The sequence below is a fragment of the Rossellomorea marisflavi genome (assembly GCF_009806575.1).
GTDB classification, from domain to species: Bacteria; Bacillota; Bacilli; order Bacillales; family Bacillaceae_B; genus Rossellomorea; species Rossellomorea marisflavi_A.
This window is the reverse complement of the sequence record NZ_CP047095.1, coordinates 1,268,747-1,290,359: the sequence shown is the minus strand read 5'-3', so window position 1 is coordinate 1,290,359 and position 21,613 is coordinate 1,268,747. Positions and strand designations below refer to the sequence as shown.

The window sequence follows — 21,613 nt, the reverse complement described above, 5'->3', positions numbered from 1 at the left end:
CAAGAAAATAGGCTGTACAAAAGTGAACACCGTCCCTTCGTGGAGCGGTGTTCATTTGTTTAATTCATCACCCATTTATCCTTCAGGAACATGATGCGACCGATGATGAAGATGACCACGACGACGATCAGGTTCGTACCGATCATCATGGATAGGTGGACGGGGTCGACAACCCCGTAGATCAGTTCCTTCAGGATGCTGAACATATTCAGGATCGGGATGAGGAAGTGATGGGCAGCAAGTTCGTTGACGCTGACTCCCGAAATGAACAAACTTGGGAATACGGCCAGCATCATCACTGGAGTACTATAGCTCTGAGCCTCTTTGATTGTTTTCCCCGCGATACTCGTCAGCATCAAGATCGATGCGTTAAACATGGCGTACACGACAGCCACTACCAACGCAAGCCCTACGATGAGCGGAAGCTGATCCCCGAAGGAAATGCCTTTCCTCAAGTTTTCAGTAAAGAATGCAATTTCCACGGTCACCACGAGCAATGTGATCATCCCTGTAATGAGCCCCAGTGATGAGATGGTCAACCATTTCGCCCATAGAAGAGTAGAACGCTTCACCGGCGTGATCAGGAGGGCTTCCATTGTTTTCTTTTCTTTTTCACCGGCAAACAGATCAGCTGATACAGGTCCCGCCCCTATTCCAATGGCAAGGGCCATCATCATCGGGATGATCAGGGCAATGAGGAAAAGCCCGGTATCTTCTTCAGACAACTCCTGCTGGGTCATCGTGAAGGGTTGGATCGTCGATTCATCCAAGCCTTCACTCTTCAATCTCTCTGCCGTGACAGATTTTTCATAGCCTGATAGATAGGCAGTCACTTTGCTCATCAAGAGGCTGGAGTTTTCACTCATGGAATCACCTACGATGGTGACTGTTGCTTCTTCCCCTCTCTGGACGCTCCCCATGAAATCGTTGCTGAAAACGACAGCTGCAAGGGCATCTCCATCTTTAACACTGCTTTCAGGATCTTCGACTTTGGCCACATCGATACTCTTATCTCCCTGGAACAAGGCCAATTGCTCGTCTGATACATCCTTGCTCACTGCAAGTGTGTAGGAATCTCCCTCACTGTCAGACATCATCCCCTCATAGAAGAAAGTCAATGCCGTCATCATGAGAATAGGCAAAAGCACTGTTAACAGTAGCGTACGTCGATCCCTGAACGCATCCTTCATTTCCTTTTTAAAGATATTAAGAAGCATGGTACTCATCTCCCCTCACAAGCTTGCTCATAAAGATAAAGTTCAGATCGCGGCTGTTTTCTTGCGCGTAGAGGTCTTCCAGCTGTCCATGATAGACGAGTTCGCCTTTATGGACCATCGCCACCTTGTCGCACAGCATCGTGACTTCCTCCATGATATGACTCGAGAATATGATCGTCTTCCCATCCCGCTTCAGCTGATGGACAAGCTGACGGAACACATTGGAAGAGGTGATATCAAGCCCCGTCGTCGGTTCATCGAAAAGGATGATCTCCGGGTCATGGATCAGGGTGCGGGCAATCGCCACCTTCTGGCGCATCCCCTTCGAGAACCCGCCGACTTTCCGACCAAGATAGTCCCTCATGCCGAACATCCTGGCGAGTTCGTCGATCCTTACCTTCGTGTCATGCTTGCTCATCCCGTACAGGCTCGCGAAGTACTCAAGATTTTCCTTCGCCGTCAGGCGGTCATACAAACCGGTCTCCCCGCCAAAGAGCACGCCGATTTTCCGCTTGATCTGATCCGGATTCTTGACCGGATCGTAGCCCCCCACCTTCACGCTGCCATCGGTCGGCTCCAGAAGGGTCGCAATCGTGCGGAGGAGGGTCGTCTTGCCGGCCCCGTTCTCCCCGAGCAATCCGACCGTATCCCCTTTCCCGATGGTAAAGCTCACATGCTTCAGTGCCGTGATGGATTTTTTCTTATCCTGGAATTTCTTTGTGACCTCATTGATTTCAATCATCTTCACCGCTCCTTGTTTGGTTTCTTGTATTTATCTTACTAGGGAAAGCGCAGTCCGTCTCCGGAGTGGTCGCGAATGTTCCTTTTTCTGTCGTGAAAATGCCATAACCCCTCTTGAAAATGGTAAAATGGTCAGAGAAACCCAAATGAAAGGCGATTGCTATGAAAATTGGACTTGTTGACGATCGGGTCATCGATCTTGATAAACTTCAGGTCATCGTATCAGGTGTGGAGGGTGCAGACATCGTCTTCTCCACCACGTCGGCCGAAGAAGCCTATGAACAAATAAAAAAAGAAACGGTGGATCTACTGATCTGCGATATTGAAATGCCTCATCTATCAGGCTATGAACTTGCGGATATCATCCACTCCCATGCCCTTAGCATTGCCGTCATCTTCGTAACGGCCAACAGCGGATATGCCGTCCACGCCTTCGAACTGAATGTGCACGACTACATCATGAAACCCTATTCCAAGGAGCGCCTTCAGCAATCGGTACAGCGGCTCATGGAAAAGTCCAAATCCGCCGAGATGACGGGCAGGCTGTACTTGAAACAAAAGAACAACATCCATATTGTCCAGAAGAAGGACATCATCTTCATCGAGCGTTCCGGACGTTCCACCACCATATACACAAGGAACGAACAGATCAAAACGTATCTCACCCTCAATGAACTGGAAGGAGAATTAAGGGAGCGCGATTTTATCCGGTCTCACCGATCCTTCATCATCAACATCCATTACGTGAAGAACTTTTCGTTGTATGCGAAGAATTCATATGTGATCACTTTTGAAGGCATTGAAGAACAGGCCATGATCACCAAGGAAAAAGTCGACTTCCTGCAAGAGCATTATTTTTAAGAGGTGTACGCATATTGACAAAACCATTCATTCACCGGGGTATCATCATCGTCTTGGGATTCATCCATCTCCACGGGATCCTCACGGGCTACCACTGGATCGTTTCTTATCTATTACCTGCGTTCTTGGTCATGGGGGTGATGTACGCCATCTCCCGCAAAACCCCTCTCCATTCAATGGGTAACCGCTGGGATGGGATGTTCTATCTCCTGCAGCTTTTCCTGATTATCCCTTCTCTCATGGGGACGGCCTTGATCACAGGAATTCTCCTTCTACTTGTCTTTATAGGATTGGAGTGGCTTCGCACGGATTTATCAGTAAAGCTTTCCATCATGATGATCGAGAAACAACACTTTGAAACAGAAAGACTACATTTGAATGAGACGTTCCGGATCGTCAGGAGCGAGCGGCATGATTTCCTGAAGCATGTCTCAGCCCTCCACTTCATGCTCGACCACGACCAGCATTCCGAAGCAAAGATGTACCTGAATGACCTAGTGGACGGATATGAAGAAACCAACCTCTCCATCAAGGGAGAACGCGGGAGCATCGCGGGCATCCTCCATCAGATGTATCGTGATGCCACCAAGGCAGGGCTCAGCATGGTGTATGATACGGACCTCCCTCTTTCTACGATGCCGATGACGGATAAAAAGCTGGTGATGCTCTTAGGGAACCTCCTCTCCAATAGCATCGATGCCGCAGCTGAATGGCAGGAGGAAACCGGTGAAAAAGGAACCATCACCATGCAATTTTCCAAACGGAGTGGCCTTTATATCTTGAAGGTCGTCAATCCTAGCCTCAAGATTCCAGGGCCGGTCCTGGATAAGCTGTATCAAACCCACGGGATCACCACGAAATCCGGAGAGCACCAGGGATTAGGGTCCGCCATGATCATGGAAATTGTGAATGAGTACGGAGGCTACCTTGATTTCATCCACAAAGATCAGCACTTCGAAGTAAAGCTTAAATTCCCCGCCATCCACTAAAAAGGAAGGAGACTGTGTCTTCTTCCTTTTTTGCATTTTCCTGATTCATGAAATTCTATATAAGAATGGTTTCCATACAGTGAATCCTGAATGACCCCCAACTTCCTGCCCAATTTTGACCAAAACGTCATATATTATGGGTCCAATGCTTGATTGAGTTCATCCCTCCAAAAGGTATACACTATAACGTAATGGACATCGTATTCATCGAAGTTCATGCAGAATCAACTACTGAAATGGGGTGCATTTTTTGACCGCCACTGTTACAAAACGACAAAGCATCATCCACGGGGCACTGAAAACCTTCGCAGAAAGAGGATTCGCTGCCACTACCATTCCAATGGTCGCAACAGAAGCAGGCGTGGGAGCAGGGACGATTTATCGTTATTTCGAGAATAAAGAAGTTCTCGGCAATCATCTCTTCCAAGAGAATGTCACCCGCTTCACCGATGCATTGCGGACGGATTACCCGTATTCGTCATCGATCCGGGAGCAATTTCACCATATCTTCAGCTCCATGATTTCGTTTACGACCTGTAATCCTCATGCTCTTTATTTCATCAAGATGCATAGCAGTGCCCATTTCCTGAACCAGGACAGCCATGATTGCTTTGATGAGCTCACCAAGCTTCTCGGGCAATTTTTTGAATCGGGAAAAACGATGATGGAGCTGAAGCCTCTGCCATCTCCCGTGCTATTCTCCATCATATATGGAGCATTCCTGGAGCTTCAGAGAATCGTGGAAACGGGCGATATCCAACCCGATGCTTCCCTTCTGAAAGATGTGGAAGAAAGCTTATGGAACGCCATCCAATTAATCAAACCGCAAGCGGAATGAATATTCATTCCGTCATAAAATCACTGAAAGAGGTGCCATGACCACATGACTCAAACAACCAGTTATCCTCTCGCACGAACCTATGGACCACTCGGCAGCATGCCGCTCATCGACCGTGAAAAGCCGGTCCAGTCATTTATCAAACTCGCACAGGAACTCGGTCCGATCTATCAATTCCAATTCCCGGGACACAAGAGCACATTTGTATCGGGAGCCGAATTCGCCAAAGCCATTTGTAATGAAAAACAATTCGATAAAAAAGTCGGCCCCGCCCTTCAAAAAGTGCGCGCATTCGGTGGTGATGGACTGTTCACAAGCGAAACGACAGAGGTGAACTGGAAAAAGGCCCATAACATCCTCCTACCCAGTTTCAGCCAGCAGGCCATGAAAGGCTATCATGCCAAAATGGTCGACATCGCGTCCCAACTCATCCAGAAATGGGCGCGCTTGAATCCGGGGGAGGCTGTTGATATTCCAGAGGATATGACCCGCCTGACCCTTGATACGATCGGACTGTGCGGCTTCAACTTCCGCTTTAACAGTTTTTACCGTGAAGATTCACATCCATTCGTCGATTCCATGGTGCGCGCACTGGATGAAGCAATGAATCAGAATCAGCGTCTCGGCATCCAGGATAAACTGATGATCAAGAATAAACGTCAGTTCAAGGAAGATATCGAGTATATGTTCTCCATAGTCGACAACCTGATCGCAGAACGGAAGGAGAACGGAGATCAAGGAGAAGACGATCTTCTTTCTCATATGCTGAAAGGTGTCGATCCAGAGACAGGTGAAGCACTCAGTGACGAGAACATCCGCTTCCAGATCATCACCTTCCTGATTGCAGGGCATGAAACAACCAGCGGACTGCTCTCCTTCACTCTGTACTATCTGATGAAGCATCCAGAGGTGCTAAAGAAAGCCCAGAAGGAAGTAGAAAGCGTCGTAGGCGATGGGATACCAGATTACAAACAGGTGAAACAACTGAAGTACGTAAGGATGATCCTGAACGAATCTCTCAGGTTATGGCCGACCGCTCCAGCCTTCACACTTTATGCGAAGGAAGATACATCCCTTCCAGGCGGGTATTCCGTAGCCGCAGGGGATGAGTTCACGATCCTGTCCCCACAACTTCATCGCGACGCCTCCGTATGGGGCGACGACGTGGAATCCTTCATCCCAGAACGATTCGAGAATCCTTCCGAGGTGCCGCATCATGCGTTCAAGCCGTTCGGAAACGGACAGCGCGCGTGCATCGGGCAACAATTCGCCATGCACGAGGCCGTATTGGTACTCGGTATGGTCATCCAGCACTTCGATTTCATCGAGGACGCAGACTATAAGCTTTCCATCAAGGAAGCATTGACCCTGAAGCCTGATGGGCTGACCATGCAAGTGAAGCCTCGCAAAGGAGCCGTGTCCTTGGCTGCAGCACCCGCCACAGCTACAGATGAGAAAAAGGAAGACGACTCACAAGTGATCGACTCACACGGTACTCCCCTTCTTGTCCTGTATGGATCGAATATGGGAACGGCCGAAGGAATTGCCATGGAGCTTGCCGAGAAAGGCCGCCGCTTCGGATTCGATGTAGAGACTGCTCCGCTTAATGAATACAGCAACGGCCTCCCTCACCAAGGTGCCATACTCATCGCATCTGCCTCATATAACGGGAATGCCCCGGATAATGCAGACGAATTCGTTTCTTGGCTGGAAACCTCACCTGCCATCGGAGATGTACACTTTTCCGTATTCGGGTGCGGGGATAAAAACTGGGCCAATACGTATCAGCGCATCCCATTCCTGATCGATGAGAAACTTGCAGAAGGCGGTGGGATCAGACTGACCAGCCCTGGATTCGGAGACGCAAGTGATGACTTCGAAGGTCAGTATGATGCGTGGAAAGAAGACATTTGGCCGGCTCTAGCCGATGCATTCGACCTTGATCTCCCAAGTGAGCAAACAGCGGATACAAGCATCGAGCTTGAATATGTGAGCCACGTAAGTCACACGCCGATCGCCCGTGCCCACCATGCATTCACTGCCGTAATCAGCGAAAATCGCGAGTTGCTTCATAAAGATAGCGGCCGAAGCACACGTCATATCGAAGTCAGTCTCCCAGAAGGAATCAGCTATCGTGAAGGAGACCATATCGGAGTCCTTCCGGAAAATCCACCTGAATTGATCGAACGGGTCCTTGAACGATTTGCGTTAAACGGGGATGATTATGTTCAGCTGAATGCCGAGAGCGGAACAACCTCCCATCTTCCATCAGGCATGCCAGTGAAGATCTCCGAGTTGCTTGCCAACCATGTGGAAATGCAAGAACCTGCAACACGCGCACAAATCCGTGCAGTTGCTGCCACAACGGTTTGTCCTCCCCATGTTGTGGAACTGGAGGCATTACTCGAAGATTCAACTTACAGGGATGAAGTATTGACAAAACGCGTCACCATGCTAGAACTCGTGGAAGCCTACATGGCATGCGAAATTCCATTCGGACAATTCTTGTCACTACTGCCTGCATTGAAACCGAGATACTACTCGATTTCAAGTGCTCCATCCCATCAGGAAGGAAAAGCGAGTCTCACTGTCAGCGTCGTCCGCGGTGCCGCATGGAGTGGAAAAGGGGAGTACGCTGGAATTGCGTCCAACTACCTTGCCAATCGAACTTCAGGTGACAAAATCGCCTGCTTCATCCATACACCACAATCGAACTTCCAGCTTCCAGAGCAAAGCGAAGCACCGATCGTCATGGTGGGACCAGGAACGGGCATCGCCCCATTCCGAGGATTCATCCAGGAAAGACGCCATCGCAAGGAAAACGGAGAAACATTGGGTCAGGCACACCTCTACTTCGGATGCCGCAACCCGCAGCATGATTTCCTTTACGAAGACGAACTGCGTAAAGCCGAAAAAGAAGGCCTCGTCACCCTTCACACTGCCTTCTCCCGATGCCCGGGTGAAGACAAACGCTACGTCCAGCATGCACTCGCCGACAATGCCGACGTCATCCTCCCACTGCTGAAAGAAAGTGGACACCTTTACATCTGCGGAGACGGAAGCAAGATGGCACCCGACGTGGAAACCACCCTGCAACAGCACTACCAAACGTTGTACCACACCACCCAGCAAGAAGCCATCGACTGGCTTCAAACCCTCGAAAAAGAAGGACGCTACGGCAAAGACGTCTGGGCAGGTGCGTAAACATATTGAAAGAGAAGCAGGCCGCATGGCCGCTTCTCTTTTTTTGTTGTGCCTGGCACCTTTTCCCCTTTTTGTGCCTGGCACCTTTTCCCCTTTTTGTGCCTGGCACCTTTTCCCCTTTTTGTGCCTGGCACCTTTTCCCCTTTTTGTGCCTGGCACCTTTTCCCCTTTTTGTGCCTGGCACCTTTTCCCCTTTTTGTGCCTGGCACCAGCATTGCATTCGGTGCCAGGCACAAAAAAACAGCCGCAACGATATCGTTGCGGCTGTTTGTATTAATGGAACAATCCGGATTCCTTGGATTTTTTCATGAAGGCTTTGGTTCGTTTGCTCAGCGGTTGTTTCAGGAACGTGCCCAGGAAGATCGCGATGGCCCAGAATAGGACTAGGAACAGGATATCCTTTGTGACACGCTCCCAGACGATTCCGCCTACCGCTTCTCTCATAAGGTCGATCGCATAGGAGAATGGCAGGAATGGATGGATCATCTGGAAGAACTCAGGCAGCAATGCAGTCGGATACGTACCACCCGAACCTGCTATCTGCAGGACAAGGAGGACGATGGCCAGTGCTTTACCGACGTTTCCGAACACCGATACAAATGTGTAGACAATGGTGATGAATACCGCACTGATCAATAGGCCGAATAAGACGAACCATCCTGGTGACGAGATGTCTACTCCGAGAAGGAAGATATCCCCCAGGGTGACGATGATTGTCTGGATGAACCCGATTGACAGGAAGGTCATAAGCTTACCGAAGTAAATATGCCTTTCTTTGAGGTCCGGAATGCCTTCCATCACGTCGGTAGCAAGAAGGGAGATGAGGAGCAGACCTCCTACCCAAATAGCAAGGACCGTATAGAATGGCGTCATGGCCGTACCGTAGTTCTGAATCGGATACAGGCTGTTTTTGTTCATTTTCACCGGTTCTTCAAAGAAACTTTTCTCCAGTTTCGGATCATTTTTAAGGAGCTTGATGATTTCATTGATGTCTGTCTCACCCTGGATTTCTCTGATCCGGTCTGCGAGTTCATTCACTTTTGTGTTCACATACGGGTATTCACCCAACACATCTTTCAATGTTTTCTCCCCGTCTGAAAGATTCCCTTCCGTACTGGAGAGGATTTTCTCAACTTCAGGAATGGTGGATTGGATATCAACCAAGATCGAACGAGCATCGCTCAGCGTCTTTTTGGCGCTCGCCACTTCTGAGCGGACAGCCGGTTCGATGTTATTGTTATATTCTTTCACAAACGCATCGATATTGGAACTTGTCTCAGCAGAACGCTCTTGAATGCCGTTGATGACATCATCCACTTCCTTCTGTTTTCCAGAAAGGAAGTCGTTGATCTTATCCCCATCCGTTTGGACTTGTTGAAGTTGTTTCTTCACTTGAGCCAACTGTTCAAGAGCCTGATCAATCTGCTCCTGGTTTTGCTGGGACTCTTCGTTCTGATTGTCCTCCCCCTCTTGTGGTGGAGGGTTCTGTTCTTTTACTTGCTGGAGGCTCGACTCAATGGCCTCAATGTTTTGAATGGTCGAATCCACCTGTTTTTGGACATCGTTTGAAATGGTGTCGCCTTGACTAAGGTCGATATCGGATGTCTGCACACTCTGAAGGAAATCATTGATTTTCTTTGATGTGCTTTGAGCCTGCTCAAGGTCTTTTTGTACCTGAGGTGCAATTTCATCCAATCGTTTTTCGGCCTTATCAAGGAAGGCTGTTGTGTTGTCGATGGTTTCCAACCCTTCATTGGTCACCCGGCTTGCTTCCGGGATCATGCTTTGGGCATCATCGATCATCCCCTGGGCCTTTTCAGCATCAGAGAGTGAATCGTTCAAGGTCTTCCCGATGTCAGGAAGTCTTTCTTCTGCTTCAAACACATAGTTCTCGAAATTTTTGATATCAGGAAGATCGCCTTCGATTTCCAGTCCAAGCTCATTGAACATATCAAAAATCGTTTCATTCACAGTCGAAATGAATGAGCTTGTAATTTTATCAACAATGGCCCCTGCCCCTTTTTCCGTGATCTTCGGGGCGATGGCGTTGATTTTTTCATTTACATAATACTCAAGTTTCGCTTTCTCAGGCTTATCTTCAATGACGGTCGAAAGCTTTTGAGAAAAGTCCTTCGGAATGACGATGACAGCAAAATAGTCACCGTATTCCACTTTGTCCATGGCTTTCTCACGATTGACAAAGTGCCAGTCCATATCATTGTTTTTCTTCAATTCCTTGACAAGGTCTCCTCCGACGTCGATCGATTCGTCCCTGATCGTCGCTCCCTCATCTTCGTTGACGACCGCTACGGGTAGCTGGTCGGTCTTTCCGTACGGATCCCAAGATGCTTCAATGTTAAACCATGCATAGAGGGACGGGAGAATCATCAAACCACCGATGACGATGAGGGCTACATAGTTCGTAACAAGATTTCTTCCGTCCCGCGAGAATATCTTCCAGCTTTTTTTCATGTTCTCTTACTACCTTTCTGTCGTATCTTGTATTACCGTTTACTATACCCATTTTAGTCGTGAACAGGCATCATTTGGTCAATTTAGCTATTATATCGCAATAACGTTCAGGAAAGAAGTATGTTCATCTAACTGTCACATACAATCTTTTCCCCATCTCTGTATATTTCCGGGGAAATTTGCTGTCGAAAATCCCCTGCCATGCGGAGGATGCATAGTGATTTAAAACAAAAAAAGACCCCCGAAACCGGGGATCTTTCTCATGATAAAAGCAGAAATTATGCTTTTACAACGTTAGCAGCTTGAAGTCCACGTTGGCCTTCTTCAACTTCGAAAGTCACTTTTTGACCTTCGTCAAGTGTTTTGAAGCCGTCGCCTTGGATAGCTGAGAAATGTACGAATACATCTTCTCCACCGTCAACTTCGATGAAACCGAAACCTTTTTCTGCGTTGAACCATTTTACTGTACCTTCTTGCATGTTATTTCCTCCTGCGTGGATTGTGCTCCACAATTATTACTATTATTGCTCAATTCAGGTGGAAGGATTGCTCCCTCCCTATATACCGAACAAAAATAATTAACTTAATAATAACAGATAGTGGGAGATATAGCAATGGGGTTTCGGATTTTTTTCTTAATCAGTTCGAATTGTTGTTTTACTTCCCCTCATTCTTCATATAATGACCCACCGCATCGCGAAGAAATTCTGCCATACCATTCTGGTACTTATCGTAGTATGACCTGAAACGTTCATCGTCCACATACATCTGTACAAGGCCTTTATGGGCTTCCCTATTATAATGACCCCACTGGCGGGTGATCCATTCTTTGTGGAGCTGCGCAGCTTCCTGTGCCTCCTCACCAGTTGCATCGCCCTTTTCATGCGCTATTTTTAGCAAGGCTATCATTTGTTCTTCCAGGTGCTTGGTTTCTTCATATGTTTCCTTGTCCATGCTCAGGAGCTGCTGATTCGATGCATCTATCGACTCGTCTCCATATTTCTCCCGGATCTCTTTCCCGTATTCCTTCTCGTTTATATCGACGAGCCTTTTCTTGAACCCTTCAAACTTTTCCCGATCACTCATTGTGGCTCCTCCTCCCTTATCTTCCAACGTCTGATCGACATTTCGGATCAACATCAGCAAGCGTTCCTTTTTCTCGACTAGCCGGCTCCGATGCTCTTTCAGCGCTCCCACTGAATCAAAGTCTGGATCATCCAATATGAGCTTGATCCCTTCAAGCTCCATACCCATTTCCCGATAAAACATGATCTGCTGAAGGCGGTCGACCTCCACACGTCCATAGATCCGGTAGCCGGATGAATTGATCCTGGACGGTGTCAGCAACCCGATTTCATCATAGTACCTCAGTGTCCGCGTACTGACTCCCGCCAAATCACTCAGCTTCTTTATTGTGTATTCCATGTGGCACCTCCTAGGTCTACTGTACACGTTGACGTTGCGTGAAGGTAAAGGGGGAAATGAAAAAACCACTCTTTAATTCTGATGAGTGGTGGAATAGGTAACTATTCATAATGATTCTTTCAGAAGCCTCTTCGTAATATGATCCTGTCTTAACCATTTTTCATGAATGACCAGATTAAACATCCTCAATAGAGTATAGTCGCCCGGATATAGGACTGAAATTAAAACTTTTGTATGCAGCTTTGCAGTAAAGGATAGCTAATTGTTCAGGTAGGATAAACAGCATGGCATAATAGAGAAGTAGTCCCAACAGAATCATCAAGCCCTCTCCTAAAAGGAACCCAATCCCACCGAAACTCCTAATCAAATAGTGCAGGGTATAATAAATAGAAAGTCCACTCACAATGGCAATCCCTATATATGAACGGTTTTCCATTTTGGATCTTGTCTGATGTTTTTTTGAACCGGCTCTATATGAACCCCTCATGATTGAAATGATGAGTCTTATGAGTGAGCAGGCAAAGATTAGAAGCCCAACAATCAACGTACTATATATAAAGCTGAATAACGCCCCCTGAGTGATAGTATGTTGATCCCATACTAAAAATATTACTGCCATATAAGGTAAAATTCCAAAAAGGGATTGTGAGAAAACGATTGAAAGTACATATTGGGTTTTCTGAAACTTACTATAGATTTTCTTAAACGAGAACATAATGATGGCTATGGTCAAACTAACGAGAAACCACAATGATCCCTCTTTTATTTTTTCTATGTGAGGATATATTGCGGCTTCCCCTGCTAAATGAAATACGAGATAATACAGCAACCATATCAGGGGAACACTAAAAAGAAGAGCTGAAGACAAACCTCCTGGAGATTGGCTGTTAGCCAGTGACTCTCTCAACACTTCTACATCTTTTTCATGAAACCACTTCATTAGAGCCCCCTCAACTATTGGACATATAGAATAGAAGTTCAGCCTTAACATAGTCAGCCATTTAATAAAACTTTCTGGTGCCATTACGCTGCACTATTAGGTCTTTTTCGTATAATTATTGATGGCCTTTATCTTCTAGATCATATAAGTATCCGCGGGAGTTAAAATTAAATGCTTTGAACCGCAGCTTACAATAAATCAATACCAGCTGTTCCGGCAACACAAAAATCATCATATATGAAATGATCAGTCCGAAATAGATCAGGTGTAAGTCCTCAATAGAATGGGAGGGTATTGTTCTTATAGCATATAGTATGAGCAGAACGAGTCCCGTTGAAGCTACAATTACAACTGGCAAGTAATCGGACTTCTCAAATCTATTTCTTACTCGATCTTTGCTGCCTCCTTCTCTATAAGCACCTTTTCTTAACAATAGATAAAATCGAACACAAGTCACCCAAAAAATGACGATACCAATTGCAAGTGCCATATAGGTAAAGTTCATAAGTGACTCCCGGCTCGCACTGTCTTGTTCCCCTAAAATATATAGGGCGATAAGAAATGGGTAGACACAAAAAAGCAGTTGTGAAAACAGTGTATTAATGACATATTGAACCCACTCAAGTTTTTTATAGATTGTCGGTACAGAAAACAGTAAACACAAAATAGAAATGATTAATGTAAAACTGAATTGAATATTCTTCATTTGTTCAACGTTTGGAAATACTGTCATTTCCGCAGCAATAGAAAAGGTCAAATAATAAAATAACCAAAGAAACGGTATTCCCAATAAAAGTGTAGCCGCCAAATTACTTGGACTTTGTCTCCCGGATTCAAAAGGTTTTCTCAATACGACAAAGTCATTGTATGTTAATTTCCCAGCCACATTTTCACCCCAAGTTTTCCGACCATTTCTGAAGTACTTCTCAACAATTATATTTCAACTAATGTATCTTAATTATGTCCCGCGTTCTGTACATGGTTACCTAGCGCGAATGGTAAGGAGAATGATTTTAAAAGAGTTGGAGTTGGTTCTACCATTCATCATTCCATTGTAAAGACTAAACATTTTTCCTTTTTAGTTCTATTTTCTCTATATCGTGTAAGTACCCTCTTGAATTATAATTAAATGCTTTAAATCGGATCTTACAATAGGTTATAACTATTTGTTCAGGAAGAACAAAAACGGATACGTAACAAATAAGAAGCGGTAAATAAGTAAGTATAGCGTCTTCTAAAGAGACGAATTGAATTTTCCGAATAGCATATTGCATAATAAGGACAAACCCTGTAGAAGCCACTATTGCAATTGGTATGTAGGATTTGTTTTCAAACTTGCTTCTCGTTTCATCTCTGCTACTCCCTTTTTTGTAGGCTCCTTTTCTTAATAGGATGGAAAATCTTATACTAGTAACCAGGAGTACTAAAATACCTAAAATTATTGCATAATAAGTCAGTTTTATAAGGATTTCACGGCTTGCATTTTCCTGTTGGCCCATAATGAAAAATGCACTGATAAATGGGTACACAGTAAAAGTGAATTGTGCTAATAGGACGCTATATGCATACTGTAACCAACCAGTTTTTCTATATATGCTTGGAAATGAAAATATAATCCCTAGTATAGAAACAACTACAGTCATAATAAACTGAGTGGTACGAATTTTTTCCACGTTAGGATAGTTTGTAGAATCCGATGCTACTGTAAAAGTTACAAGGTACAATAACCAAACAATAGGAACACTTAGTAAGAAAGCCTCGGCAAGCTTCTTCGGGCTTTGTCTACCTGATTCAAGGGGTTTCCTTAATACAGCATAGTACTCAACAGGTAATTTAGTCATTAACGTTACAGCTCCAGTCTGAGATCCCATTTTTCAAAACCAGTGCTTACAAATATTTCTCCTAATAAATGCCCTCACCATAGTCCATGAACCACAGTGGTTTCATTCCATTAAATGTAATTCCCCTCTATTATCAAAATTAAAACTCTTAAAACGATATTTACAATAGAGAATCACTAGTTGTTCAGGTAGAACAAAACTCATAACATGTATCACTAAAAATCCGATTACTATAACAATAATTTCTCTGAATCCTTGAAAACCATAGCTACTTATAATCATTTGCAGGCTGATAACTAAGCCTGTTGAAGCTGTAACAACAGCTGGCACATAAGAATACCCTTCAAACTTAGCCCTTTGAATATCCTTCGCAGTACCTTTTCGATATGCACCTTTATTTAGTAATATAATGAACCTTATTATAGTCACAATAACAACGAGCACCATTGAACTGAGGCTTATCAGGGTTATCTTCGTTAATACATCCTCTGATACTCTATCAGACTTTCCTATAATAAATAGTGCAGCTAAGTAAACACTTAAGCTAAATAATGCATGAGACAATACAATTGCCAGTATGTACTGGATCTTCTGAAATTTCATGTAGAAGTACCGAAATGTAAACACGCTCATCAATACTGTTAATACTACGGTAAACCAAAAACAAATTAACATCATTTCTGAAAATAAAGGGTAATTCGTGACATCTCCCGTCGCATCACCTGCTACATAAAAAACTAGAAAATACATTAACCAAAGTAATGGAATACAAATGATGAATGCACCTGCTAAATTAGAGGGTGTTTGCCTGCTTAATGCAGAATTTCTAATAGCTTCGAAGTCTTTTTCTCTTAATGTTCTAAACATTGAACCCACCCCTAATCTATCTGGACCCCTTTTACGGAAGCTGATTTATTTTTCCACTTCAGTTCTCTTCTTCAACAAATGTTGAATGAAAGAATAACCCCTGACGACCCGTCAGGGGTTATTCTTTCATTCAGCCCCCGCGCTCATCTCCACATAGGTCTTCCCTGAAGGCGACTGCTTGTAGACAACGAACATCGGTGTCGATTGGGTTTGGCCACTTCGCTCAATGTACTCTACGATTTCCCAGAACTTGTATTGGGAGAATTCATCAAAGTTCTCCATCACGCGGGACATGACCATATCCTTCAAGTAGAAGTAGCTTCTGAAGTGAACGTTCTCACTCTCAGGTAAATCTATGCGGTCTTCTTCAATCGGTAGGAAGATTTCGGCTGTCATGATTTCGTCTTCTAGAGGGTTGCTCATGATGCAGAAGAACAGATCGCCTGTTGGGTTGTATCCGTTGTTTTCCAGGATGCCTGCAAAGTCTTCAAATGCCATTTCCAATTCTTCGGGTGCGAATCGGTAGAGCTTGGAGGCTACATTCTTATACGTCAGGGTGTGATCAGTGAATAGCATGAGGCACACTCCTCGGCACATAGAGATCGATGATGATATCACCGTATACCTCTAACAGGACACAGTAGAATTGGTCTGTGAGGGGAATTCCGTTAACTTCGCCATACGTTTTCACTTGTTCAAAGGCCGTTGAGAAATCCTGAATTTCCTGTGCCTGCCTTAAGACGAGGGCATCTTTCAGGTCCAGCCTGCGTTCATATTGAATGTCTGAATCATCGGCAAGCTCGACTTCGTCATTCACCGGCATATAATACGTAAAGGTCCCGCTCTCTCCCTTCGCTTCATATGTAAAGATGACGGGGCCGTTCCTATATACTACCTGTTCCAGTTCTGCTTCCTCCATGACAGCAAAGCCTTCCTGCCAGTCCTCCATTTTGCCTTCCATCTTATACACTAATACATGATCAAATTGTAAGGATTTTTTTTCGATAGCCATGACCTACTCCCTTTCATCATTTGTTTTTATTTTCATTGAAACCAGCTGTTCTTCTTTTCGTGTGGAGACACTTTCTTTTCCAATATAGTGGTTGGTACATTGGGTATAAATTGGGCTTCACCCTTTGCCGTATCACGCTTCAGGGTCTTCCCATCTGCTTCAAAGTTAAAGCTGGTGAATCTCTTCTTACAATAGAGAAGAACCAATTGTTCCGGCAGGATGAAGAGCATCATATAAAATAGCGCAAGGGGCATGAGCGCAATGATATAGAATTCGAGCGAATCAGCATTGAAATTTCGTATGATATATTGAAGGATCAGTACAATGCTCACACCGATGACGATGGCAAGCGGTACGTTTGATTTCAATTCCAGGTTCATCCGGCTTTTCCACTTAGCCGATCCGTACTTATACTCTCCGTTTTTTAACAGCCGGAAGAATCGGATGACGGTAACTGCAAGCAGGAGGACCCCGACCCCGATAGTCAGCAGAAGCAGCGTCTTCATATTCCCCTCGGTCACGCCTTGCTGTGTTCCGATAAACATCATGGATATCAGATACAAACAAATACCGAAAAGGAATTGGATGGCAAAGATGCTAATGGCGTATTGTGCCTTCTGATACTTCTTGTAGAATGACGGAACGCTTGCAATCAGACATAGGATGGAAAGCAGTATGGTGATGTAGAAGTGCGCTTCCTTCACCAATTCAATTGCCGGGAAAGCGGATGAACCTCCCATCAGGGTGTAGGTTAAAAAGTAAAGGAGCCAGCTGATGAAAACCGAAACGATCAGGCTGGGTGTAAGGGCAGCAGGACTTTGACGCCCACTTTCGAATGGCCCTTTCAATACATAAAAATGACTTTCAGGTACATCTCTTAACATAAGCGGTACGCTCCTTTTGTTCTAAACGTCATGCAGGCTATCTGAACCAGCCTTTCACTACGTCCATAGCGGATTTACCTTTACCGTCCTTACCTTTACCAAACTTATGGTTCAGGAGTGTATTCACGGCGATTCCTGCGCCCATCCCGACGAGGGTACCGACACCTGGGATAGGGATAAGGGCCGTACCTGCTGCAGTGAAGGCCGTCTGTACACCGCTTGAAACCCCGACGTCAATGGCCGTATCCACTGTTGCGCGCTTCGTTGCTTCTGCACCGGTCAATCCGTCAGCTTTGGCATTTGTGTGATTCTCGTAGAATGAAAGGCCTGCTGAGATCGGCGCAAGGCCTTTCAGGCTGCTTTTCAATACGCCTTTGACAGGTCCGCTCTCTTGAAGGGGCTTCGCAATGCCTTTGATGTCGACGATATCCTTATATGAGTCCTTGACACCTTTTGCCGTTGCTTTACCGATGGTCTTGAATTTATCTTTGGCAGACAGTTCATTGTTGTTCCAATTCTTCAGGTGCGGATTTTTCTCGAGTACTTTCTCACCAACCGGTGACCAGCCTGTCTGGCCTTTCTTTTGAGTCGCGTATTTAAGGGTGACCGTATTGTTTTTAGCAATTTCCTTATGCTTAGGAGAAAGCTTCTTACCGCCCTTAGGCACACCATGCATCAATTCTTTAAACGCACGTGAGTCCGGTTCTACCCCCAGCTTCCGAAGGGCATCCGGTGTCGCGGTGATGCGGTAGCCGTATTGACCTTTCTTAGGATCCCATACCTTATACGTCTTGAGACCATTTTTTCTCGCGGCATAGAAGGTCCTCAAGCTTGTGAACGACAGGGTTCCCCTGGACTTCAACTGATCGAACTGATCCAGGTTCTTTTTCGCTGTGAGTAGGAAGGAACTAGCACCCCCGCTTACATCACCGGTTTTATCCTTATCATCTTTGATTTCGAGTTCTTCTATCTTAGGAGTCGTCCCATTCAATTTATTCGTTAAAGGGTTCAGTTCGGCATATTCCTTCCAAACGGTGGTGGGGAAATTCACGTTTACCTTCCCATCTTGCATCAACCCCTCGATATCAGAGATCCAATTCTCCATCATGACGAGGTCTTCTTCAGCAGTGGAGAGTGCCTTTGACTGGCTGGAGTCGAACTCAGTCAGTTTGTCGACGGTTTCAGTCAATTCCGTTTTGGCGCTTTGGACGCCTTGGATGAAGGAAGAATCCTGGATGCTGGAGATGGAGACGATATCAGAAATGGAGCTGATGGTACTATTGGCATCTGCAACGAGGCTTTCCGTATGCTGCTTGATGCGGTCTAAGCTCTGTTCGAGTTCCTGGTCGAGAAAGGGTTGATGGATGTAGCCGTCTGAGCTTGGTTCGAGGGTGCTTAGTTCGCTTTTGATCTTTTCGAGGGTGGACTTGTATTCACTGCTGAATTTCACAATAAAATCAAGAAGGGGCACGTGGCATTCGTCATAAAAAGATCGGATGGCGCTCCCGCCCTTTCCTTTCAGTGCCTCTTCCATTCCAGAAAAGGCGGTAATCGATTGTTTAAGAGATTGGATTTCTCCATCAAGGGTATCGAGCATGGACTTGCTTCGGGAAATCCCTTCCTGAAGTGATTGGACTTTTAATGTTTTCATCTCTCATCTCTCACATTCATTGGTTATTTGCGTTGCATTCCGCCGGCGATGGTGGCATCGGCTTCCCGCATGGATTCCACGGCTTGCCTTGTGCTTTCAAGGTTTTTTTCCAACACACTTTTATAGGAAGCGAGAATGGTGTCGAGCTTTGAGGCCAGTTCATTCAGCTTATCGGCTGTATCGAGGACGTTCCCTTCAATGGACCCCTCGCTTTTCGCCTTCAGGCCCTGAAGTGATCCCTTTACATTCGATATTTGGGACTCCACACTTGAATATTCTACTTTGATCTCCATGATGACACTCCTCCCTTGGCATTTTATGTACATATTCTTGTTCCTACTATTTTCCTTCCTCATTATTACAAAAACCATTTTTGTCTTATATAGGAAATTCGGATTGTTTTTTGTTTTCTTCCTATTACTTTTTTGCTAGTTTCTATCAAGGAACTAATATCCTCATACCCCATATTCAGAATATTATTCCAATTACCTATATAATTCACAGAAAAAAGCAGAGCCCCACTTGATTTCCACAAAAAAAGAAGTACGATATAAGAAGCAACGCCACTCATTTACATGAAGGAAAGAGGTCTGAGTATGAATCTTGGATTTGGAGAAATTGCATTGATTGTATTTGTGGCTTTATTGTTTTTTGGTCCCAGCAAGCTTCCTGAACTCGGGAAAGCCGTCGGGGTCACACTGAGGGAATTCAAGAAGGCGACCCAGGGGATCATGGAGGATGAGAAAACAGAAGAAAAGAAATGAAGATGACGGGGCCGGTCCTAGGAAAATCGGCCTTTTTTTCATTGGTGAACCAGGATGAAATACCTGTGTTCGAAGATACTATTAAAAAAGAAACCGTTCTTATGTTAAGTTAATGTAAATTTTCGATCAAAATTCTACATATTTTCGACAATTTGCGATATCATTATGAAGGTTTATTAATTCCATATTCGAAATGTTGGAGGTTTGAAAATATATGGTTTTCAAAAAGAAGGATAAATTCGGTACGATTTTGAGCAACATCGCAGAAAATCTGAAAGAGAGTGCTCATTATTTCGCTGATTATAAATTGAACAATGTCAGTGACCTGAAAGAATTCTCTACAACCATGAAGGATTATGAAACAAAAGGCGATAACTATGTGCACGAAGTCATCCTCGACTTGAACAAAGTGTTCATCACACCGATCGAACGGGAAGACATCCTTGCCCTGTCCATGAGCATGGATGATGTATTGGACGGTCTCGAGCATACTGCGGCCATGTTTGAAATGTACTCGATTACGAAGGCAGATGAGTTCATGCTGCAGTTCGTGGAAGCCATCCGTCAATGTTCAAATGAAATTGAAGAAGCCGTTGAGCTCCTTTCCACAAAGAAATGGATCAAGGTGCGTGAATCTGCAATCAAAATCAAAGACCTTGAATCTAAATGTGACGGAATCCTTCGTCAGTCTATCAAACATCTATTCAATACAGAGAAAGACCCGATCCGTATCATTCAATACAAAGAAATATACGAAGAACTTGAACTTGTAGCGGATTATTGTCAGAACGTAGCAAACACATTCGAAACCATTATCATGAAAAATGCGTAAGGAGCTTAGTTCAATATGGATACAGTATTAATTCTGACCGTCTTGATCGTCTTCTTTGCCCTTGCATTCGATTTCATCAATGGATTCCATGACACAGCGAATGCGATTGCTACTTCCGTATCGACCAAGGCATTGAAGCCAAGACACGCCATCATCCTGGCGGCAAGCATGAACTTCATCGGGGCCATGACCTTCACCGGTGTGGCCAAAACGATCACAAAGGATATCGTCGACCCCTTTGCACTTGAAAACGGGACGATTGTCATCCTGGCGGCTTTGATTGCCGCCATCATCTGGAACCTTGTGACATGGTATTTCGGAATCCCGAGCAGCTCCTCACATGCCCTGATCGGTTCAATCGCAGGTGCAGCGATTGCTGCAGCCGGATTATCATCACTGAATTATACAGGCTTCATCAAAATCGTCGAAGCGCTTATTCTATCGCCAATCCTTGCTTTCGTGGTCGGTTTCATCATCTACAGCATCTTCAAGGTTGTATTTAAAAACCGGAACCTCGCCAAGACGAACCGGAACTTCCGAAGCATCCAGATCGCTACGGCTGCCCTCCAATCGTTTACGCACGGTACCAATGATGCGCAAAAGGCGATGGGGATCATCACCATGGCCTTGATTGTCAATAACTATCAAACCTCCGACGACATCCAGACGTGGGTACAGCTTGCCTGTGCAACGGCCATGGGGCTCGGGACTTCCATCGGTGGATGGAAGATCATCAAAACGGTCGGTGCAGGAATCATGAAGATCCGCCCGGTCAATGGAGTGGCAGCGGACCTTACAGGTGCGGCCGTCATCTTCGGTGCGACAGCGATCCACCTTCCTGTCAGCACGACACACGTCATTTCCTCCTCTATCCTTGGTGTCGGTTCTGCCCACCGATTGAGAGGAGTCAAATGGGGAACAGCACAGCGCATGCTCATCACCTGGGTCATTACCCTTCCGATTTCTGCTACGCTGGCAGCCCTGATCTATTATGTAATCGACCTTTTCTTGTAAGAAAGCAAAGCAATGCAGACCGTGCCGATCCACTGGTACGGTCTTTCTTTTTCCCGAAATG

General features: G+C 45.3%; 21 protein-coding genes. 7 read left to right on the top strand and 14 right to left on the bottom strand.

Translation table 11 applies throughout. From position 1 onward, the window contains the following. Nucleotides 1-59: 59 nt before the first annotated feature. Both D5E69_RS06840 and D5E69_RS06835 read right to left on the bottom strand, forming a co-directional pair. Nucleotides 60-1,217: an ABC transporter permease gene (locus D5E69_RS06840; RefSeq protein ID WP_048005075.1), complete on the bottom strand. Its 1,158-nt coding sequence runs from the start codon at nt 1,215-1,217 to the stop codon at nt 60-62. Next, nucleotides 1,207-1,959 carry an ABC transporter ATP-binding protein gene (locus D5E69_RS06835; RefSeq protein WP_159129463.1) on the bottom strand — a complete coding sequence of 251 codons (753 nt, stop codon included), beginning with the start codon at nt 1,957-1,959 and terminating at the stop codon, nt 1,207-1,209. The genes D5E69_RS06840 and D5E69_RS06835 overlap by 11 nt, the downstream gene beginning before the upstream one ends. A 161-nt stretch (nt 1,960-2,120) precedes the next feature. Between D5E69_RS06835 and D5E69_RS06830 the strand changes: the two genes are divergently transcribed. From D5E69_RS06830 to D5E69_RS06815, 4 genes are all read left to right on the top strand, one after another. Next, entirely contained in the window at nt 2,121-2,819 is a 699-nt protein-coding gene (locus tag D5E69_RS06830) for a LytR/AlgR family response regulator transcription factor (protein ID WP_048005077.1), read from the top strand. 14 nt (nt 2,820-2,833) lie between these two features. Next, nucleotides 2,834-3,808: a sensor histidine kinase gene (locus tag D5E69_RS06825; RefSeq protein WP_053072424.1), complete on the top strand. Its 975-nt coding sequence runs from the start codon at nt 2,834-2,836 to the stop codon at nt 3,806-3,808. 250 nt (nt 3,809-4,058) lie between these two features. Continuing rightward, nucleotides 4,059-4,646, top strand: a complete 588-nt coding sequence (locus D5E69_RS06820; RefSeq protein ID WP_048005078.1) for a TetR/AcrR family transcriptional regulator — start codon at nt 4,059-4,061, stop codon at nt 4,644-4,646. A gap of 45 nt (nt 4,647-4,691) precedes the next feature. Then, complete coding sequence (locus tag D5E69_RS06815; protein WP_159129462.1) at nt 4,692-7,850, top strand: bifunctional cytochrome P450/NADPH--P450 reductase; 3,159 nt, start codon at nt 4,692-4,694, stop codon at nt 7,848-7,850. A gap of 273 nt (nt 7,851-8,123) precedes the next feature. Here the strand turns inward: D5E69_RS06815 and D5E69_RS06810 are convergent, their stop codons facing one another. The 12 genes from D5E69_RS06810 to D5E69_RS06755 form a co-directional block, all read right to left on the bottom strand. Next, nucleotides 8,124-10,322: a YhgE/Pip domain-containing protein gene (locus tag D5E69_RS06810; protein WP_159129461.1), complete on the bottom strand. Its 2,199-nt coding sequence runs from the start codon at nt 10,320-10,322 to the stop codon at nt 8,124-8,126. Nucleotides 10,323-10,600: 278 nt separating this feature from the next. After that, on the bottom strand, nt 10,601-10,801 hold the full coding sequence (locus D5E69_RS06805; RefSeq protein WP_048005082.1) for a cold-shock protein: 201 nt from the start codon (nt 10,799-10,801) through the stop codon (nt 10,601-10,603). Nucleotides 10,802-10,979: 178 nt separating this feature from the next. Then, nucleotides 10,980-11,747 carry a MerR family transcriptional regulator gene (locus tag D5E69_RS06800; RefSeq protein ID WP_048005083.1) on the bottom strand — a complete coding sequence of 256 codons (768 nt, stop codon included), beginning with the start codon at nt 11,745-11,747 and terminating at the stop codon, nt 10,980-10,982. Nucleotides 11,748-11,922: 175 nt separating this feature from the next. Continuing rightward, entirely contained in the window at nt 11,923-12,687 is a 765-nt protein-coding gene (locus tag D5E69_RS06795) for a hypothetical protein (RefSeq protein ID WP_159129460.1), read from the bottom strand. 115 nt (nt 12,688-12,802) lie between these two features. After that, nucleotides 12,803-13,573 (bottom strand): ABC transporter ATPase, encoded by a 771-nt coding sequence (locus tag D5E69_RS06790; RefSeq protein ID WP_159129459.1) that lies wholly within the window; start codon nt 13,571-13,573, stop codon nt 12,803-12,805. Between the two features lie 175 nt (nt 13,574-13,748). Next, the gene (locus tag D5E69_RS06785; RefSeq protein ID WP_159129458.1) at nt 13,749-14,528 is read right to left on the bottom strand and encodes a hypothetical protein; all 780 of its coding nucleotides are present in this window, start codon (nt 14,526-14,528) and stop codon (nt 13,749-13,751) included. A 102-nt stretch (nt 14,529-14,630) separates the two neighbouring features. After that, on the bottom strand, nt 14,631-15,395 hold the full coding sequence (locus tag D5E69_RS06780) for a hypothetical protein (RefSeq protein WP_048005087.1): 765 nt from the start codon (nt 15,393-15,395) through the stop codon (nt 14,631-14,633). A 126-nt stretch (nt 15,396-15,521) separates the two neighbouring features. Further along, nucleotides 15,522-15,971 carry a DUF5085 family protein gene (locus tag D5E69_RS06775; protein WP_048005088.1) on the bottom strand — a complete coding sequence of 150 codons (450 nt, stop codon included), beginning with the start codon at nt 15,969-15,971 and terminating at the stop codon, nt 15,522-15,524. Further along, nucleotides 15,958-16,407 (bottom strand): hypothetical protein, encoded by a 450-nt coding sequence (locus D5E69_RS06770; RefSeq protein ID WP_053072243.1) that lies wholly within the window; start codon nt 16,405-16,407, stop codon nt 15,958-15,960. Before D5E69_RS06770 ends, D5E69_RS06775 begins: the two co-directional genes overlap by 14 nt. Nucleotides 16,408-16,439: 32 nt before the next feature. Further along, nucleotides 16,440-17,291, bottom strand: coding sequence for a hypothetical protein (locus D5E69_RS06765; protein ID WP_053072991.1), 852 nt, complete (start codon nt 17,289-17,291; stop codon nt 16,440-16,442). A 37-nt stretch (nt 17,292-17,328) separates the two neighbouring features. Then, nucleotides 17,329-18,942 carry an LXG domain-containing protein gene (locus D5E69_RS06760; protein WP_159129457.1) on the bottom strand — a complete coding sequence of 538 codons (1,614 nt, stop codon included), beginning with the start codon at nt 18,940-18,942 and terminating at the stop codon, nt 17,329-17,331. A gap of 23 nt (nt 18,943-18,965) precedes the next feature. Then, on the bottom strand, nt 18,966-19,235 hold the full coding sequence (locus D5E69_RS06755) for a YwqI/YxiC family protein (protein ID WP_048012578.1): 270 nt from the start codon (nt 19,233-19,235) through the stop codon (nt 18,966-18,968). 303 nt (nt 19,236-19,538) lie between these two features. On the opposite strand from D5E69_RS06755, the gene D5E69_RS06750 reads away from it, so the two are divergent. The 3 genes from D5E69_RS06750 (at nt 19,539) to D5E69_RS06740 (ending at nt 21,552) form a co-directional block, all read left to right on the top strand. After that, a complete protein-coding gene (locus D5E69_RS06750; protein ID WP_048005091.1) occupies nt 19,539-19,706 on the top strand; it encodes a twin-arginine translocase TatA/TatE family subunit in 168 nt (55 codons plus the stop codon). 214 nt (nt 19,707-19,920) lie between these two features. Further along, nucleotides 19,921-20,538, top strand: a complete 618-nt coding sequence (locus D5E69_RS06745) for a DUF47 domain-containing protein (protein ID WP_048005092.1) — start codon at nt 19,921-19,923, stop codon at nt 20,536-20,538. Between the two features lie 15 nt (nt 20,539-20,553). Beyond that, on the top strand, nt 20,554-21,552 hold the full coding sequence (locus tag D5E69_RS06740; RefSeq protein WP_048005093.1) for an inorganic phosphate transporter: 999 nt from the start codon (nt 20,554-20,556) through the stop codon (nt 21,550-21,552). Nucleotides 21,553-21,613: the final 61 nt, after the last annotated feature.